Source organism: Bradyrhizobium sp. S3.7.6 (assembly GCF_054061875.1).
This window is the reverse complement of sequence record NZ_JBSSEQ010000001.1, coordinates 7,970,361-7,987,809: the sequence shown is the minus strand read 5'-3', so window position 1 is coordinate 7,987,809 and position 17,449 is coordinate 7,970,361. Positions and strand designations below refer to the sequence as shown.

Sequence of the window (17,449 nt, the reverse complement as noted above, 5' to 3'; positions counted from 1 at the left end):
GAGGCAAGTGTTGCTTAATGGGGCCGACACGGCAAGCCGTCTTGAGAGTGGTAGCGCGCCGAAACACTCGGAAACGCCCTCAAAACAGCGGGCAGCCTTAGGTCAGGGATGCAGACCAACCCTATGACCGCGAAGACTGGCGCGGGATGCAGAACTGCCTGGCAGCGATTCATTTGCGAAGGGTGGCTTGAAGAAATTCTGCCCTGCGCGAGTCTGCTTCACCCCTGGAAGCGGACCGCCTCACATTTGCGAGTATTTCCCTACGCCGCGTAAGTCGCCCGCAGCTTCTTCGTGTTCAACAGCGCCAGAACGCCATCGGCCGACACCGGCCGGCTGATCAGATAGCCCTGCGCTTCGTCGCAACCGAACTGGCGCAGAAACTCGAGCTGGTCGGCGGTCTCGACGCCTTCCGCAACCACGCCGATGCGCAGGTCGCGCGCCAGCGAGATCACCGACTTCACGATCGCGGCGCAGTCGGGCTGCACCAGCATGTCGCGGATGAAGGACTGGTCGATCTTGATACGGCTGAACGGCAGCTTGCGCAGATAGGTGAGGGAGGAGAAGCCGGTGCCGAAATCGTCCAGCGCCACCGTGATGCCGAGCTCGAGCAGCGCGTTCAGGATCGACGCCGCGGAGCCATATTTCGACAGCAGCATCGATTCCGTGATCTCGACCTCGAGCCGGTGCGGGGCGACCTTCGCGTCCGCGAGCGCCTGCACGATGGTCTGGAGGATGCCGGTGCTGTGAAACTGCGCGGCGGAGAAGTTCACGGCGACCCTGATGTCCTCGGGCCAGTCCGAAAGCGTTGCGCAGGCGCGCCGGATCACCCATTCGCCGATCTCGTGGATCAGCCCGGTCTCCTCGGCGATCGGGATGAATTCGCTCGGCGGTACCAGTCCGCGCCGGGGATGCTGCCAGCGCAGCAGCGCCTCGAAGCCGGTGATGCGGTTCTCGCCGAGATCGAGGAACGGCTGGAACACCAGGAACAGCTCGTCCCTGGCGATGGCGCCTTCGAGGTCCGCTTGCAGCGCCTTGCGATCGCGTGACACCCTTTCATCGGCTTCCTCGAAGAAGCAGACCGTGCCGGGGCCGGCTTTCTTGGCGCGATACAGTGCGGCGTCGGCATTCTTCATGATGTCGAGCTGCGTGGTGCCGTCGCGCGGCGCCAGCACGATGCCGACGCTGGTCGCGCCGACGATCTGGCGGCCCTCGAACTGGAACGGTTCGTCGAAGGCCGCGACGAAGCGTTCGGCGATCTCGAGCGCATCCTCCGGCCGCGCCAGATTGGCCATCACCAGCGCGAACTCGTCGCCGCCGATTCGCGGCGACGTGCTCGGCGGCGCGCGTGCAGCGTTGCAGCCGGCTTGTGACCTGCAACAGGAATTCGTCGCCCGCGGGGTGGCCGAACTTGTCGTTGACCTCCTTGAAGCGGTCGAGGTCGAGCAGGAGCACCGCGAATTCCTCGCCGGACAGGGCCATCCGCCGCAGCGCGGCTTCGAGCGTCTCGTTGAAGGCGAAGCGGTTGGGCAACAGCGTGAGGGGATCCTGCCGGACCGTGCGCTCGGCCTCGATCTGCCGGATCACGCGTCGCGCGAACGCGAATGAATTGACGAACACCGCGCGCAGCAGCACGCTGCCGTAAACCACCACCAGGATGGCCATCAGCACATAGGCGGGATCGCCGTCGCGGCCGAGGCAGATGGCGATGCCGACGAAGATGGGGCTGGTGAAGGCGATGGCCGCAATCGGGATCGTGGCGAAGGCAAGCGCGCCGCCGGCCAGCATTCCCGAGCAAAGGCAGGTGATGACGAGCTGGCCGCCGGTCGCGGCATTCGCGAAGAAGGCGACCGGGACGATGCCCCAGGCAACGCCGAGCACGAAGGCGTTGCGCACCAGCCGATGCATCGCCCGGCGCGAAACGAATTGCGGTTTTGTGATCCGGCGCGAGGCGTGGGATTGCAGGCCGAACGCAATCGCGGCGCCGGCCACGATCGCGGCCCAGGCCAGTGCAAACTTCCAGTCCGGCGAATGCCAGAGCGCGATGGCGAGCACGGCCGCGTTGCAGGCATTGGCAAGCATGATGCCGACGGAGTAGCCGAGCACCAGTGACATCTGATCGGCGCGGATATGTCCGGCGACGGCTTCGTCGGTTGCAGGACCGCCAAAGGTCGACAGATCGCCGGCGAACAGCCGTGCGAAATAGCTGGTCGTTTGAGTCCGCATTCCAGGGCCTAGCAGCATGGGCCGTTTGTCCGGCTCGATCAGGAGGATTCGCTGCAAACCTTTGACGAAATATGAATTATCCCCGCTGGCCACGATCGCCATGGCCACTTCTGCGTGTTCAAGCGAGGGTATCGATAACAAATCGATACAAATGCGGCGCCCCGCGTTACGGTTGTAACAGTGGGCCGATTGCAGAACGCGCTCGGCCTTCATGGTTCGAGACGCGCCGCAAGGCGGCGCTCCTCACCATGAGGGTCCAAGATGTTGCCGCGGAGCAGACCTCATCCTGAGGAGCCCGCTGAAGGCGGGCGTCTCGAAGGATGGCCGCGAGGAGGCTGCCAACCCGATCTGTTGCCAAATGTGCCGAACGTCACCGCCCGAGCTGCTTCGGATCATAGTAGAACCGCTCCTCGACCAGCTTGTCGCCCTGCCAGGTCTGCCACGCGATCTCATCCAGTGTTCGGGTGGCGCCTTCGGCATTGGTGAAGCTGAACCGCCAGCGTGTCGCGACAGTGTCGCCCTCGATCAGGCTCGGCCCGATGCGGACGGCCTTCACCTCCCTGGATGCCGCGAGCACGCCGCGCTCCTTGGCGACGAGCTTGTCGCGGCCAACCGTCGGGGCGGCGTTGTTCTCATAGGTCGCGGCATCGGACGTGTAGTACTGCTCGATCGCTTCGACAAACTCCCCATCCTCCAACCGCTTCGCAAAAGCTTCGACGACGTCACGGCTCGGCATGGCGCACCTCACGATTAAAACCGACTGATAGTCGGTAAATACCGACCGGTAGTCGAAAAGTCAACTGGCCGGGTGCGACGAATTGGACTAGACGGGAGCGATGGCAAAGCAGGCGGAGCGGCGGGCGGCGACATCGGAGGCGATCCTGACGGCGGCGCGCCGCCTGTTCGGGACGCAGGGCTTTGCCGCGACCACCATGGACGACATCGCGGAGGCCGCGGGCGTCGCCAAGGGCGCGGTCTATCATCACTTCAAGACCAAGGAGGCGGTGTTCGAAGCGGTGTTCGATTCTGTCTCGCGCGATCTCGTCGCCGAGATCGACCGCACCGCGCGCGCCGAGAAGGACGTGCTCGCCGCGATGGTCGCCGGCACCCAGCATTACTTTGCGGCGACCGCCAAGGGGCCGACCGGCCAGATCATCCTGCGCGACGGCCCGGCCGTGCTCGGCTGGGAGCGCTGGCGCGAGATCGACGCGCAGCATTTTGGCGGCAAGATGCCGCGCGCGCTGTCGGTGGCGATGGAGGCCGGCCTCATCGCAAAGCAACCGGTCGAGCCGCTGGCGCGGCTTCTGCTCGGCGCGGTGACGGAAGCGGCGGTCGCCTGCGCCGGACGCGCCGATATCGCAAGGGCAGGGGCGGAATATGCCCGTGCGTTCAAGTCACTGGTCGAGGCGCTGCGTCTACGCGCATGATTGTGCTAGTGACGAACCGGAAACGCCCACCAACAAGAAGAACAGTAGCGCATGAACGCAAATTCCTCCCTCGCGCCGTCCGATCCTGAGTTCGACTACATCATCGTCGGCGCCGGCTCCGCTGGCTGCGTGCTCGCCAACAGGCTGTCGGCGAACGGCAAGCACAGCGTGCTGCTGCTCGAGGCGGGACCTAAGGATTCCAACATCTGGATCCACGTGCCGCTCGGCTACGGAAAACTGTTCAAGGAGAAGACGGTCAACTGGATGTATCAGACCGAGCCGGAGCCCGAATTGAAGGGGCGCCAGGTGTTCCAGCCGCGCGGCAAGACGCTGGGCGGATCGAGCTCGATCAACGGCCTGCTTTATGTCCGCGGCCAGCACGAGGATTACGATCGCTGGCGCCAGCACGGCAATGCCGGCTGGGGCTATGACGACGTGCTGCCCTATTTCAAGAAAGCCGAGAACCAGGCGCGTGGCGCCGATCAATATCACGGCAGCGGCGGCCCGCTGCCGGTGTCCAACATGGTCGTGACCGATCCGCTGTCGAAGGCCTTCATGGATGCCGCGGTCCAGACCGGTCTGCCCTACAATCCCGATTTCAACGGCGCCACGCAGGAGGGCGTCGGCCTGTTCCAGACCACGACGCGCAACGGCCGCCGTGCCTCGACGGCGGTGGCCTATCTTGGACCCGCGAAGACGCGCAGCAATCTCAAGGTCGAGACCGAGGCGCTCGGCCAGCGCGTGCTGTTCGAGGGACGCCGCGCGGTCGGCGTCGAATATCGGCAAGGCGCAACCGTGCGCCGGGCCCGCGCGCGCAAGGAGGTCGTGCTGTCGAGCGGCGCCTACAACTCGCCGCAGCTCCTTCAGCTCTCCGGCGTCGGCCCTGCCGATCTCTTGCGCAAGCACGGCATCGATGTCGTGCTGGACGCGCCGGGCGTCGGCCACGATCTCCAGGACCACATGCAGGTCCGCGTCGTGATGCGCTGCTCGCAGAAGATCACGCTCAACGACACCGTCAATAATCCGTTCCGCCGCACGTTGGCCGGTGCGCGCTATGCGCTGTTCCGGAAGGGCTGGCTGACCATCGCGGCCGGCACGGCCGGCGCCTTCTTCAAGACCAGTCCGCGGCTTGCTTCGCCCGACATCCAGGTGCATTTCCTGCCGTTCTCGACCGACAAGATGGGGGAGAAGCTGCATGATTTTTCCGGGTTCACGGCGTCGGTGTGCCAGCTGCGGCCCGAAAGCCGCGGCTCCTTGCGCATCAAAAGCGCGGACCCGACCGTGCCGCCGGAAATTCGCATCAACTACATGTCCACCGAGACCGACCGCACCACCAATGTCGAAGGCCTGAAGATCCTGCGCAAGATCCTGAATGCGCCGGCGCTGAAGCCGTTCGTGGTCAGCGAGTACGATCCCGGGGCGAAGGTATCCACGGACGCCGAGATTCTGGATTATTGCCGCGAGCGCGGCAGCACCATCTACCATCCGACCTCGACCTGTCGTATGGGCAATGACGCGCTGGCGGTGGTGGACCAGCGGCTGAAGGTGAGGGGGCTCGAAGGCCTTCGCATCGTCGACGGTTCGATCATGCCGGACCTCGTGTCGGGGAATACCAACGCGCCGATCATCATGATCGCCGAAAAGGCCTCCGACATGATATTGGAGGATGCGCGATAAACATTGCGCTGAAAGGACATTCGACTTGGCTACGCGACTGAAGATCGGCACACGCAAGAGCGCGATGGCGCTGGCGCAGACGGAAGAGATTGCGCGCCGCCTGACCGCCGCCATGCCCGATCTCGACGTCGAGATCGTCAAGTTCGACACCACGGGCGATCTCGACCAGACCAGCAAGCTGTTGCCGCATGGCGGCAAGGGCGGCGCCTTCGTGGCGCAGATCCGCGCCGCGGTCCTGTCGGGCGAATTGCAGGCCGCTATGCATTCGCTGAAGGACATGCCCGGCAACGAGGACACGCCCGGCCTCGTCATCGGCGCTACGCTATCGCGCGATCCCCCGAGTGACGCACTGGTGCTGCGCGATGGCGTGACGCTGGAAGCGCTGCGCCAGTCCCGCGGTAAGGGTTTCAAGATCGGCACCAACGCCGTGCGCCGCGCCGCCTATGCGCGGCGGCTGTTTCCCGATGTCGAAGTGATCCACTTCCGCGGCGCCGCCGACACGCGCGTGCGAAAACTCGACAATGGCGAGAAGCAGAAGTTGCCGGATGGCGGCGCGGTTGGTCCCGCCGATGCGCTGATCATGGCGCGTTCCGGCCTCGACCGCGTTGGCCTCTCTCACCGTATCGCCTATGAATTCACCGCGGCGGAGATGCTGCCCGCGGCAGGCCAGGGCATCGTCGCCGTGGAATGCGCCGCGCAGGACTGGCAGACGCGGCAGATCCTGTCATCGATCGACGATCCCTCTGCGCACGCTTCTGCCGATGCGGAGCGCGAGGTGCTGTGGGTGCTCAACGGCCATTGCAATTCGCCGGTGGCGGGTTTTTCGACCATCGCAGGCGATCAGATGTCGCTGACGGCGTCCGTGCTCGACCTCTCCGGCAACACCATCATCGAAGCCTCGCACACAGGCCCCGCCAACCGCCCGCGCGAGCTCGGCCGTGCGGTGGGACTGGATCTGCTGACGAAGGGCGCCGCCGAGATCATCGAGCGCAGCCGGCCGCGCTAGCTGGCCTGTGAAATCGCAATCGGTGGGATGATGCCATCCTGCTCCTGTTTTGCCCGACGTGTCAAACGTCGGCGCAATCTAGTGCGATGACCGCGCATCTGATTTCAGTGCCCTTTAAGTCATTGATCGGGCGTGGTCTCTCTACTGTGCATGGGGTTGTTTCGCGGTTTTTGTTTCCGCTCCCCTCCGGGACGCAACAAATTAGCCCCGCACGCGCTTCAGCATCTGCTCGACATGGGCGATCGGCGTTTCCGGCTGGATGCCGTGACCGAGATTGAAGATGAAGCGCCCTTGCGCAAAGTTCGCCAGCACGTTGTCCACGGCGCGGTCGAGCGCAGCGCCGCCCGTGATCAGCACCAGCGGATCGAGATTGCCCTGCACGGCGACGCGGCTCTGCACGCGCTCGCGGATGAAGGCCGGCTCGGCAGTCCAGTCGATGCTGACGGCATTCACGCCGGTCGCTTCGACATAACCCGGCAATTGCGCGCCAGCGCCGCGCGGAAAACCGATGATCTTCGCATCGGGCACTTTTGCGCGCACGCCTTCTACGATGCGCCGGGTCGGCTCGACCGACCAGCGCGCGAACTCGGCCGGCGGCAGCACGCCGGCCCAGGTGTCGAAGATCTGCAACGCATCGGCACCGGCCGCGAGTTGCGCCAGCAGATATGCGATCGAGTTCTCCACGAGCACGTCGATGATTGTCGCAAACGCCTCCGGATGCCGGTAGGCCATCATCCGCGCCGGCGCCTGGTCGGGCGTGCCCTGGCCGGCGACCATGTAGGTCGCCACCGTCCACGGCGCTCCGCAGAAGCCGATCAGTGCGGTCTTGGGATCGAGCGCACCGCGCACGAGCCTGAGCGCTTCGAACACCGGTTTGAGCTTGCTGAAGTCGGCGTGCGCGGCGAGCGTCACGACTTTTGCGGGATCATCCAGCGGCTCCAGCCGAGGACCCTCGCCAACCTCGAACCGCACGGAACGGCCGAGCGCATAGGGGATCACGAGGATGTCGGAGAAGATGATCGCTGCATCGAAGCCGAACCTGCGGATCGGCTGCAGCGTCACTTCGGCGGCAAGCTCCGGGTTGAAGCAGAGATCGAGGAAGCCGCCGGCCTTGGCCCGCACCTCGCGATATTCCGGCAGATAACGCCCGGCCTGCCGCATCATCCACATGGGCGGGGTAGCCTGGCGCTGGCCGGAGAGCACGTCGATGAAGGGCTTTGTCGCAGACTGGGGCACGGACGGTCCTATCAAGATTGAGGTTCCTGATACACTGCCGGAAGCCGGAGCGGAACAGTGGAACCAGCGCAAATGCGCCGCGTTGACCTCCCAATCGAGGAGGACTCCATGGCTGAGACATTCAATCCCGCGCCGCACGACAAGCACGCTGATGATCTTGGCAAGGCGCTGGCCGCCGATCGCCATACCAAGCTTGAAGCCGGGCTGGAGGACAGTTTCCCTGCGTCCGATCCGGTCAGCGCTGCGCAGCCGACACCGTCGAAGGCCGATGCGGACGCCGACAGTCCCTCGCTCTGGGACAAGGTTAAGTCGATCTTCAGCTAAGGCCGACGTTCAGCGAGCGCCGGGGCGCTCGGTTTCCGATAGGGTCGCTAACGCATTGTTAGCGATCCAACGACGCTCCAGTCCGTAGGAGTACGGGAAAACCCGCATAACGCTGCGAATGTCCTCAAGCGTTTCAGGGTTCAATAACAGAAGCGGTGGAAGTTCCGGCGATCGGAGATTTCTGCCGCATGACCGTCGCCTCACAAAGAGCCGGATGGAGCCGCCTGCCGTTGCGCGCGGCGGCGTTCGTCGTGCTCACTTGTGCGACCATCCTCGGCGTCAGCGGCTGGCGTGAATGGGCCGCGCGCGATGCCGTGCTCAAGGGCGCCGAGACCGAGATGGCGAATGTTGCGCGCTCGCTGACGCAGCATGCGGAGGACAGCCTCGACCTGCTGGATTCCGGCGTCGTCGGCGTCGTCAGCCGGCTGGAGATGGACGGCGCCGAACCCGCCACGATCGCCAAGCTCAGGAACCTCTTGGAGGCGCGCAAGAAGGCGATCGCGCGCATTCACAGCCTCGCCATCATCGACGACCAGGGCAACTGGCTGACCTCGCCGGGCACGATCGGCTCGACCCTCAGCGACGACGCTTTCTTCCGTCATCACCAGCTGTCCTCGAAACGGGAGCCTCATGTCGGCCATCCGGTGCGGAGCCAGCTCGATGGCGAATGGGTCGTCACCCTGTCGCGCCGCTTCAACAAGCAGGACGGCAGCTTCGGCGGTGTCGTGCTTGCGACCATCAGTGCGAACTATCTCGCGCATTTCTACGAGCAGTTCGAGCTCGGCCGCAACAGCTCCGTGGCGCTCGTGCACGGCGACGGCATGATCATCGCGCGCAATCCAAGCAACGACAGGTTCGTCGGCCGCAGCGTCGCCGACACCCCGCTATTCCGCGACGCGAGCCTGCAGCAGCCGGGCGGCGCATACCATTTCAGGTCGCCGCTGGACGGCGCCGAGCGCGTCAGCTTCTTCAAGCGCTCTGGCCGTTATCCGCTCGTCCTGCTTGCCATGGTCGACAAGGCCGAACTGCTGGCGCCCTGGCGCGCCGCGGCGATCTCCCGCATGCTCTACGTGCTCGCGCTGGTCGTGCTGATCGCGGTCATCGGCGCGGTGCTGGTGCGGCAGTTGCAGCGGGGCCAGCGCATGGCCGCGGCCCTGGTCGAGAAAGAGGCGCATTTCCGCCTGCTCGCGGAAGGCTCCAGCGACATGGTGACCCGCATCGGGCTCGACGAGCGGCTGCGCTATGTCTCGCCCTCGTCGGTTCGCGTCGTCGGCTGGCGGCCCAATCAGCTGATCGGAACGCCGGCGCTCGCCGGCATCCATGCGGATGATCGGCCGCAGGTCCAGGCGCTCGTCGATGCCATGAAGCGCGGCGAAAAGGACGAGGCGCGCGTCACCTATCGCAACGCGCACCGGCAAAACTCGGAAGTCTGGCTCGAATCGACCATGCGGGTGACGCGCAAGGAAAACGGCAACGTCGACGGGGTGGTCGCGATCTCGCGCGACATCACCGAGCAGAAGAAGCTGGAGACCAGGCTCGAGACACTCGCGATCGAGGACAGCCTCACCGGGCTCGCCAACCGCCGCCGCTTCGACGAACGGTTGAAGGAGGAATGGGCGCGCGCCTATCGCGACCGCTCCAGCCTCGCTTTGCTGATGATCGACGTCGATCACTTCAAGGCCTACAACGACGAATACGGCCACCCCGCAGGCGATGCCTGTCTGCGTGTGGTGGCGAAGGTCATCGCGGCCGAGATGCAGCGCGCCGGAGATCTGGCTGCGCGCTACGGCGGCGAGGAATTCGCCATGCTGCTGCCGAACACCGATGCCGCCGGCTGCGCGCGGATCGGCGAGCGGATCCGCCGGGCGATCCGCGAGGCGGGCCTCGTCCACAGCACCAATCACGCGTCGGGCTGCGTCACCGCTTCGCTCGGCGGCGCGGCCTGCCGGCCCGCGCTGGAACGCACCGCCGGCGTGGGCTCGCTCGTCGAGGCTGCCGATCAGGCGCTCTATGCGGCGAAGCAGGGTGGGCGCGACCGCCTGATGATGTCGGTCGAGGTGGCGAGCCTGCTGCCGAAGGCGTCAGGGCTGTAGCCCATCATCCTCAATAATGCGGCGGGGGCTCGTTGGCGGGGCCCGGCGCATTCGTCTCGGCTTCCTGAAGTCGCTCGCCGAGCTCTGCGATCTTCCGCGTCAGCGCGTCGATCTGCTTCCATTGCGCGGTGATCGTCTGGTTGAGCGTCTCGATCGTATCGTCCTGATAGGCGATGCGCGTCTCCAGCGTGTCGATGCGCTCGCCCAGCGTCTTGATGTCACTCGTCACGGTCGTGCCCCAATTCCTGTTCGCGTAGGCCCCGTTCGCGCAAGCCATGACTGAGTGCGACGCGCTCGTCGAATACAAAACATTCGCCGCGCCAGCGGCTCTGCGCCTCCGGCACCTCTTCGAGATATTTGAGGATACCGCCCTTGAGGTGATAGACCTCAGCAAAGCCGCGCGCGAGCAGATGCGCGCTCGCCTTCTCGCAGCGGATGCCGCCGGTGCAGAACATCGCGATCCTGCGGTGCTTTGCCGGATCGAGCTGCTCGGCGGCAAAATCCTTGAACTGGCCAAAGCTCTTGATCTCGGGATCGACCGCACCCTCGAACGTGCCCATCGCCACCTCGAAGGCGTTGCGCGTGTCGAGCACCAGCGTGTCGGGTGCTGCGATCAGCGCGTTCCATTCGGCGGCCTCGACGTACGTGCCGACCTGCCGCGTCGGATCTGCGGCCTCGTCGCCGAGCGTGACGATCTCCTTCTTCAGCCGCACCTTGAGCCGGCCGAACGGCATCGCCTCGGCGGTCGAGAATTTCAGCTCGAGATTGTTCAGCCGGCCGCCGAACAGGGCGCCGTGCGCGAGCTCGTGGACGAAGGCGTCGATCGCCTCGGGCGCACCCGCAATCGTGCCGTTGATACCTTCCTGGGCGAGCAGCACGCTGCCCTTGAGCGCGAGGCCTGCGCAGAACGCGCGCAACGGCTCGCGCAGCTCGCGGTAATCGGGCAGGGCGGCGAATTGGTAAAAGGCGGCGACCTTGTGGATCATGGCGGCTCGTTTAGCAGGCGGCCGCCGCCCAGAAAACCCGCATGGCCCCGGACGGCAAAAGGTCTATACGCCCAGCGGATGGCAGCTATTTCGCTGGTATGCCAGCATTGCCCCGACGGGCCGGAATGTGTCATGTAGGCCCGGTTTTTCCGAGACGGCGCGCCCTCCGCGCCGACGGCCCAAGAGAGCCCCCCAAGAGAGCCCTGAGAGAGCAAAACTTCGATGAGAAACTTCCATTTCCCCGGCAGGTCCACCGTCCACGCCACCAACGCGATGGTCGCGACCTCGCATCCGCAGGCCTCCCTGGCCGCGATCGAGGTGCTGCGCGAGGGCGGCACGGCGGTGGATGCGGCGGTGGCGGGTTCGGCGCTGCTCGGCGTGATCGAACCGCAATCGACCGGCATCGGCGGCGACTGCTTTGCGCTGATCCAGCCGCGCGGCGAGGGCAAGATCATCGCCTATAACGGCTCCGGCCGGGCCCCGAAGGCGGCGAACGCCGACTGGTATCTCGAGCGCAAGATCAATTCCGTGCCGCTGACCTCGGCGCATGCGGTCTCGATCCCGGGCGTGATCGACGCCTTCGCGACCGTGCTGCGCGATCACGGCAAGTTCGGCTTCGACCGCCTGCTGCAGCCCGCGATCAAGGCGGCCGAGGAAGGTTACGTGGTTGCCCCCCGCATCGCCTTCGACTGGAAGAACCAGTTCGAGAAGCTGAAGGGTGGCACCAATACCGTGCGTTACCTGTTGCCGGGCGGCAAGCCGCCGGTCGCCGGCGACATCATCCGCCAGGCCGAGCTCGGCAAGACGCTGCGCGCGATCGCCAAGGACGGCCGCGACGCGTTCTACAAGGGCGCGATCGCGGAGGACATGGTCGAGACCCTCAGGGAGATCGGCGGCCTGCACACGCTCGACGATTTCGCCGCCCACACCACCGAGACGACGACGCCGATCGGTACCAACTACAAGGGTTACGACGTCTGGCAGTGCCCGCCGAACGGCCCGGGCGTCACCGCGCTCTTGATGCTCAACATCCTGTCGCGGTTCGACCTGACCAAGTACGCGCCGCTCAGCATCGAGCGCTTCCATCTCGAAGCCGAAGCCGCGCGCATCGCCTACATGAATCGCGAGATGCATGTCGCCGACCCTGAGCATATGAAGATCGACGTCGCCGAAATGCTCGCGAAGGGCTTTGCCGACGAGTACATCAGCAAGATCCGCATGGACGGCATGCTCGACCTGCCGAACGTCGCGCCGCCGATGAATCCCTCGACCATCTACATCACGGTCGTGGACAAGGATCGCAACGTCTGCTCGTTCATCAATTCGATCGCGCATTCCTTCGGCTCGGCGATCGTCTCGAACAAGACCGGCGTGCTGTTCCAGAACCGCGCCGGCGGCTTCCGCATCCAGCCCGGCCATCCCAATTGCATCGCCGGCGGCAAGCGCCCGCTGCACACGATCATGCCGAGCCTCCTCACCAAGGGCGGCCGCTCCGTGATGCCGTTCGCGGTGATGGGCGGACAGTACCAGCCCGTCGGCCAGACCCACGTCGTGACCAACATTCTCGACTATGGCTGCGACGTGCAGGAGGCGATCGACATGCCGCGCGGTCTGCACTACGAGGGCCAGTACCAGCTCGAGGACAGCGTGCCTGCCGATATCGTCGAAGGCCTGAAGAAGCTCGGCCACAAGACCACCAGCGTGGTCGGCCCGCTCGGCGGCGCCCAGGCGATCTGGATCGACTGGGACAAGGGCACGCTCACCGGCGGTTCCGATCCACGCAAGGACGGCTGCGCGCTGGGCTATTAAGGGCCGAGGGCTGGAAACGATTGCTTCGTTGCGCTAGACACCTTCCGCCTCAAACGGAAGGTCTCTTATGCAGCGTTTCCAGCGCGCGCTCCTCGCCATCATGTCGGCACTCGCGATCACCGTGATCGGCAGCGTGTCGACATTCGTTTCCACCACGGCCTCGGCCCAGACCGCAGGAAAACCCATGACAACAGCTTCAGGCTTGCAGACCATTGATAGCGTCGTCGGCACCGGTGCCTCGCCGAAACCCGGCCAGATCTGCGTGATGCACTACACCGGCTGGCTCTACGAGAACGGCCAGAAGGGTAAGAAATTCGACTCGTCGGTCGACCGGAACGAGCCGTTCGAGTTTCCGATCGGCAAGGGCCGCGTCATCGCCGGCTGGGACGAGGGCGTTGCCACGATGAAGGTCGGCGGCAAGCGTACGCTGATCATCCCGCCGCAACTCGGCTACGGCGCCCGCGGCGCCGGCGGCGTGATCCCGCCGAACGCGACTTTGATGTTCGACGTGGAATTGCTCGCGGTGAAGTGAGCCTGCTTCGTCATGCCCGGGCTTGTCCCGGGCATCCACGTTCTTTCCTTCGTGCAGCCAAGACGTGGATGGCCGGGACAGGCCCGGCCATGACGGATAGAGATCAGCGCAAAACAAAAAGACCGGCCTCGCGGCCGGTCTTTTCGCTTTCAGATTGACGCGCGTCACTCCGCCGCGCGCTTTGCCGCGGCTGCGGCGCGATCGATTGCTTCCTTCGCGGCGTCCTTGGCGTCGCCCATGGCCTGCTGGCCCTTGCCCTTCACTTCCTGGACCACGCCTTCGCCCTTCAGGCGATCGGAACCGGTGGCTTCACCGATGCCCTACTTGGCTTTGCCAATGGCCTCGTTGGCGGTGCCCTTGATCTTGTCGCTCGTGCTACCCATGAAACTCTCCTTCCAGTTGGCTCGCGAAAACAACGCCTGCCGACTACGAGAGTTCCGATTTTGGGTATGGCTTGATAGGCCCGCTTTGGTTAGCTTGCCGCGCACGGAACCAACAGAAAGCAAGTCCCATGACCGGCCATGACCACACGCATTCCCACCATGACCACGATCATGACGATCGCTGGAAACATGACGGTGTGCGCGTCATTCCCGGCAATCAGCTCGATACCAACGTGCCGTCGACGGCGGGCATGGACCGCGCGGCCGCGATCAATTTCGCACGCGTCGGCGCGCAGAAATTGTGGGCGGGCACGGTCAGCATCAAGCCGGACGCCAAGACCGGTGCGCATCACCACGGCCATCTCGAAAGCGTCATCTACGTGGTGAAGGGCAAGGCGCGGATGCGCTGGGGCGAGAGCTTGCAATTCACGGCGGAGGCCGGCCCCGGCGATTTCATCTTCGTCCCGCCTTACGTGCCGCATCAGGAGATCAACGCCAGCCGGGACGAGGTGCTGGAATGCGTGCTGGTGCGCAGCGACGGCGAGGCGGTCGCGATCAACCTCGACATCGAGCCGGTCGAGAAGCCCGAGACCGTGCTGTGGATCGACCCCGTGCACCGGGATCCCAACGAGAAGAAGTAAGGGCCTGAAAGCCTGCTGGTTCTGTGCGACAGAACCACGCAGGGCACAGCCTTCAAAAAATATTCGGAAGCCGTGTCGGATGGCCGTCGGGCCATCCGTCCTTGGGCAGAACCCCGCCCAAGGAGCCTCCGATGCCCAAAATGATCTTCGTCAATCTGCCGGTGACCGACCTCAAGCGCGCGACGGCCTTTTACGAGGCGGTCGGAGCGGTCAGGAACCCGCAATTCAGCGACGAGACGGCGAGCTGCATGGTCTTCTCCGAGACCATCTTCGCCATGCTCCTGACCCACGACAAATTCCGCAAGTTCACGCCGAAGCCGATCGCGGATGCCAAGACCTCGAACCAGGTGCTGCTCTGCCTGTCGGCCGACAGCCGCGACGAGGTCGATGACGTCGTCGGCAAGGCCGAGGCCGCGGGCGGTGTGGCCGATCCAAGCCCGAAGGACGAATACAGCTTTATGTACGGCCGCAGCTTCGAGGATCCGGACGGTCATATGTGGGGCGTGAACTGGATGGACATGGCAGCCTTCGCCGCGCAGTCCGACATGGCGAACGCCTGACCGAAGCCAACGAACATCGACCATCTCAAGAGGAGCATTCACGATGTCCAAGCTCGTGCCCTGCATGTGGTTCAACGGCGATGCCGAGGAAGCCGCGAAGTTCTACGTGTCGCTCGTTCCGAACTCGGAAATCACGCACGTCCAGCGCAACGTTTCGGACGGCCCGTCCGGCAAGACCGGCTCCGTGCTCGTCGTCGAGTTCACGGTGGCCGGGCAGCCCCTGGTCGCGCTCAACGGCGGCATGAAGGTGGAATATACCCACGCAATCTCCCTGATGATCCATTGCGACGACCAGGCTCAGGTCGACAGCGTCTGGAGCGCGTTCCTTGCTCATGGCGGCAAGGAGCAGCAGTGCGGCTGGATCAGCGATCGCTGGGGCGTATCCTGGCAGGTGGTGCCGAAGGTGATGTTCGAATTCCTGTCGAGCCCCGACAAGGCCGCGGCTGCGCGCGCGATGCAAGCCATGATGACGATGGTGAAGCTCGATGTGGAAGTGCTCCGGCGGGCGTTCGAGGGCAAGTCGGCAGCGTGACGTGGCATGCTCTGGCCACATATTGACTGTCATCGCCCGACTTGATCGGGCGATCCAGTACTCCGAGACGCTAGTGGTCAATCGATAGGCCGCGGCGTACTGGATGCCCCGGTCAAGCCGGGGCATGACAGCGGAATTTGGGGCGAGATCCCGCCCTAGTAATTGATCCTTAGCCCCACGCCGCCATGGATGGTGTTCCCCACCGGCTGCGGGCCCAGCGTGCCGTTGGCGAACAGGTCCACGATCCAGCCCTTCTGCACGCGGAAGCCGAGGCGGCCGCCATATTCGAACCAACCCTGGTTGCCCATCGTCGGCACCACCAGGCCGTCGCCGGTCACGGTGGCGACGATGCCGCCATGGCTGGCGAAGGACTGCACCCAGCCGCCATTGACATTGGCCTCGATGTTGCTGCCGAAGAGGTGCGTCCACTGGCCGCCGATCTTGACCAGGCTGGTGCGGTCGGTGCCGGTCGCAATGGAGGCGTCGAACGGATTGAACGCCACGGCGCTGTCCGAATAGCCGGAGACGCGCTGCCAGAGCTGCCAGACTTCGATCGAGGCCGCGAATTCGTCGCGCGGGGACACGCGGCTCATCCAGCCGGCACGGCCATAGACGGCGTAGTTCGACGCGTTGGTCGAGCCCGTGACGCTCACCGGCCCGAGGCTGGCGTTGTAGTTGCGGGTGTAGCGCGCCTTCTCCCACGGCGTCAGGATGGTGCCGACGTCGAAGAACGGGCGCGACGAGCCCCAGTCGGTGAAGTCATAGCGCAGAGCGAAGGCGCCGATCGGCGCGCTGGTGATATTGTAGCCGCCCTCGCTGTATTGCGTGTAGGCGATGCCGGCGAGCAGCGACAGGTTGTTGGTGAGCTCCTTGCGGCCGTGGATGCCGGCCGAGAACGAGCCGGCGGAGCCGAATGCGCTGATGCAGTCGCTGCAATTGACCTGCTCGTTGACGCCGAGCAGCACCGTGCCGAGCACCCGGTTGGTGATCATCTGGTTGAAGCGCTGGTTGGCGAGGCCGCCGATCGAATTGCCGCTGGAGTCCGCGCCGGTCGGGCCCGAAGGTGGAGGCGGTGGATACGGGCTCGGCGAGGACGACGGATAGGGGCTTGGCGAAGGGGAGGGGGTCGGTGTGGGTGTCGGCGACGGCGACGGTGAATAGGTCGGCGACGGAGAGGGCGTCGGCCCACCGCATCCGGACTCGCAAGACGCCTGCGCTGCCGCCGGTCGCGCATTGAACGCGAAGAACGCAAACGCAGCGGTTGCGGTCAGCGCGGCGGCGAGGACGAAGCGCTTGACGTCGAGTTTCGCCATCATCACCGCCCGCACAGCATGCCGTCGTCGTGGACGGCAGGCGTGATGGTCGGCGAGGCGTCCGCATACTGGTTGACCGAGCACAGCCCGGCGCTTGCGGCGCAGTTGGCGGCAAAGGTCCAGGGCGGCGTGTTGGTCTTGGTGATGCTAACCTTGCCGCCGGCCGAGGTGATGATTGCAGTGTCGCCGGGCTGGGTGAGCTGCACGCACTGGGAGCTCGTCGTGCAGACGCTGGCGGCTCCGTCCTGGAGCACGACGACGGAGCGGCCGCGCTGGGAGAGGATGTCGAGCGTGGTGCCGCGCACGCCGATGGTCGCGAGCGGTGTCGTGATCTTGTAGGCGGTCTTTTCCGAATGTCCGGTGACGAAACGGAATGCGCCTGTGGTCATGCGGATCGCGACGTCGCGATAGCTGTGCTCGTCGTTGAAGACGGTGCGGTCGAGCTTCAGCGTGGCGCTAGGGCCGAGCGACAGATTGGTGCTGTCGGCCATGACGAAGCGCGCAGCGCTATCGGCGCCGGTGCGCACAGTCTCGTCGCGCAGCATGCTGTCGCCGACACTGATCGGCGTCGTGGTCGTGGCCACGCGCACCACGTCGTTCTGGATCACGACGGCTTCGCCGACGCGCGTCTGTGCCTGCGCGCAAGGCGCCGCGCAGACGAGTGCCGACAACAGAGTGGGGAAAAGCCAGAAACGCAAATTCATTTC

At 65.0% G+C, this 17,449-nt stretch carries 17 protein-coding genes and 2 pseudogenes; 10 read left to right on the top strand and 9 right to left on the bottom strand.

Annotated elements, in window-relative coordinates; all coding sequences use genetic code 11:
• Nucleotides 1-260: 260 nt before the first annotated feature.
• Both ACVJ5M_RS38595 and ACVJ5M_RS38590 read right to left on the bottom strand, forming a co-directional pair.
• A pseudogene (locus ACVJ5M_RS38595) lies at nt 261-2,223 on the bottom strand (putative bifunctional diguanylate cyclase/phosphodiesterase).
• Between the two features lie 370 nt (nt 2,224-2,593).
• Nucleotides 2,594-2,959 carry a nuclear transport factor 2 family protein gene (locus ACVJ5M_RS38590; RefSeq protein WP_063985216.1) on the bottom strand — a complete coding sequence of 122 codons (366 nt, stop codon included), beginning with the start codon at nt 2,957-2,959 and terminating at the stop codon, nt 2,594-2,596.
• 100 nt (nt 2,960-3,059) lie between these two features.
• Between ACVJ5M_RS38590 and ACVJ5M_RS38585 the strand changes: the two genes are divergently transcribed.
• From ACVJ5M_RS38585 to hemC, 3 genes are read left to right on the top strand one after another with little or no spacing between them, the layout of a single operon-like run.
• Nucleotides 3,060-3,650, top strand: coding sequence for a TetR/AcrR family transcriptional regulator (locus ACVJ5M_RS38585; RefSeq protein ID WP_063985215.1), 591 nt, complete (start codon nt 3,060-3,062; stop codon nt 3,648-3,650).
• A 51-nt stretch (nt 3,651-3,701) separates the two neighbouring features.
• Entirely contained in the window at nt 3,702-5,327 is a 1,626-nt protein-coding gene (locus tag ACVJ5M_RS38580; RefSeq protein ID WP_063985214.1) for a GMC family oxidoreductase, read from the top strand.
• 25 nt (nt 5,328-5,352) lie between these two features.
• On the top strand, nt 5,353-6,333 hold the full coding sequence (gene hemC / locus ACVJ5M_RS38575) for a hydroxymethylbilane synthase (RefSeq protein ID WP_084795284.1): 981 nt from the start codon (nt 5,353-5,355) through the stop codon (nt 6,331-6,333).
• 201 nt (nt 6,334-6,534) lie between these two features.
• Here hemC and hemE read toward each other — a convergent pair whose 3' ends face one another.
• Entirely contained in the window at nt 6,535-7,569 is a 1,035-nt protein-coding gene (gene hemE, locus ACVJ5M_RS38570; RefSeq protein WP_063985212.1) for a uroporphyrinogen decarboxylase, read from the bottom strand.
• A 108-nt stretch (nt 7,570-7,677) separates the two neighbouring features.
• Between hemE and ACVJ5M_RS38565 the strand changes: the two genes are divergently transcribed.
• Both ACVJ5M_RS38565 and ACVJ5M_RS38560 read left to right on the top strand, forming a co-directional pair.
• A complete protein-coding gene (locus ACVJ5M_RS38565; RefSeq protein WP_014497480.1) occupies nt 7,678-7,893 on the top strand; it encodes a hypothetical protein in 216 nt (71 codons plus the stop codon).
• 188 nt (nt 7,894-8,081) lie between these two features.
• Nucleotides 8,082-9,986, top strand: a complete 1,905-nt coding sequence (locus tag ACVJ5M_RS38560; protein WP_063985211.1) for a diguanylate cyclase domain-containing protein — start codon at nt 8,082-8,084, stop codon at nt 9,984-9,986.
• 10 nt (nt 9,987-9,996) lie between these two features.
• On the opposite strand, the gene ACVJ5M_RS38555 is transcribed toward ACVJ5M_RS38560, so the two are convergent.
• Both ACVJ5M_RS38555 and trhO read right to left on the bottom strand, forming a co-directional pair.
• The gene (locus ACVJ5M_RS38555; RefSeq protein ID WP_063985210.1) at nt 9,997-10,215 is read right to left on the bottom strand and encodes a SlyX family protein; all 219 of its coding nucleotides are present in this window, start codon (nt 10,213-10,215) and stop codon (nt 9,997-9,999) included.
• On the bottom strand, nt 10,205-10,972 hold the full coding sequence (trhO, locus tag ACVJ5M_RS38550; protein ID WP_084795283.1) for an oxygen-dependent tRNA uridine(34) hydroxylase TrhO: 768 nt from the start codon (nt 10,970-10,972) through the stop codon (nt 10,205-10,207). Before trhO ends, ACVJ5M_RS38555 begins: the two co-directional genes overlap by 11 nt.
• 222 nt (nt 10,973-11,194) lie before the next feature.
• Between trhO and ggt the strand changes: the two genes are divergently transcribed.
• Nucleotides 11,195-12,781, top strand: a complete 1,587-nt coding sequence (gene ggt / locus ACVJ5M_RS38545) for a gamma-glutamyltransferase (RefSeq protein ID WP_063985209.1) — start codon at nt 11,195-11,197, stop codon at nt 12,779-12,781.
• A 33-nt stretch (nt 12,782-12,814) separates the two neighbouring features.
• On the opposite strand, the gene ACVJ5M_RS38540 is transcribed toward ggt, so the two are convergent.
• Nucleotides 12,815-12,967: a hypothetical protein gene (locus ACVJ5M_RS38540; protein WP_224517873.1), complete on the bottom strand. Its 153-nt coding sequence runs from the start codon at nt 12,965-12,967 to the stop codon at nt 12,815-12,817.
• On the opposite strand from ACVJ5M_RS38540, the gene ACVJ5M_RS38535 reads away from it, so the two are divergent.
• Complete coding sequence (locus ACVJ5M_RS38535; RefSeq protein ID WP_234678579.1) at nt 12,903-13,313, top strand: FKBP-type peptidyl-prolyl cis-trans isomerase; 411 nt, start codon at nt 12,903-12,905, stop codon at nt 13,311-13,313. The two genes, ACVJ5M_RS38540 and ACVJ5M_RS38535, sit on opposite strands and share 65 nt — an antisense overlap.
• 164 nt (nt 13,314-13,477) lie before the next feature.
• On the opposite strand, the pseudogene ACVJ5M_RS38530 reads toward ACVJ5M_RS38535, so the two are convergent.
• Nucleotides 13,478-13,696: pseudogene (locus tag ACVJ5M_RS38530) on the bottom strand (CsbD family protein).
• Nucleotides 13,697-13,824: 128 nt separating this feature from the next.
• On the opposite strand from ACVJ5M_RS38530, the gene ACVJ5M_RS38525 reads away from it, so the two are divergent.
• From ACVJ5M_RS38525 to ACVJ5M_RS38515, 3 genes are all read left to right on the top strand, one after another.
• Nucleotides 13,825-14,337, top strand: a complete 513-nt coding sequence (locus ACVJ5M_RS38525; RefSeq protein WP_028148584.1) for a cupin domain-containing protein — start codon at nt 13,825-13,827, stop codon at nt 14,335-14,337.
• A 131-nt stretch (nt 14,338-14,468) separates the two neighbouring features.
• Entirely contained in the window at nt 14,469-14,897 is a 429-nt protein-coding gene (locus ACVJ5M_RS38520) for a VOC family protein (RefSeq protein WP_014497472.1), read from the top strand.
• A 43-nt stretch (nt 14,898-14,940) separates the two neighbouring features.
• On the top strand, nt 14,941-15,429 hold the full coding sequence (locus ACVJ5M_RS38515; RefSeq protein ID WP_063985208.1) for a VOC family protein: 489 nt from the start codon (nt 14,941-14,943) through the stop codon (nt 15,427-15,429).
• Nucleotides 15,430-15,584: 155 nt separating this feature from the next.
• Here ACVJ5M_RS38515 and ACVJ5M_RS38510 read toward each other — a convergent pair whose 3' ends face one another.
• Together ACVJ5M_RS38510 and ACVJ5M_RS38505 are read right to left on the bottom strand one after the other, a co-directional pair.
• Nucleotides 15,585-16,742, bottom strand: coding sequence for a hypothetical protein (locus ACVJ5M_RS38510; RefSeq protein ID WP_354099733.1), 1,158 nt, complete (start codon nt 16,740-16,742; stop codon nt 15,585-15,587).
• 2 nt (nt 16,743-16,744) lie between these two features.
• Nucleotides 16,745-17,446 (bottom strand): FecR family protein, encoded by a 702-nt coding sequence (locus ACVJ5M_RS38505; RefSeq protein WP_063985207.1) that lies wholly within the window; start codon nt 17,444-17,446, stop codon nt 16,745-16,747.
• Between the last annotated feature and the right edge of the window lie 3 nt (nt 17,447-17,449).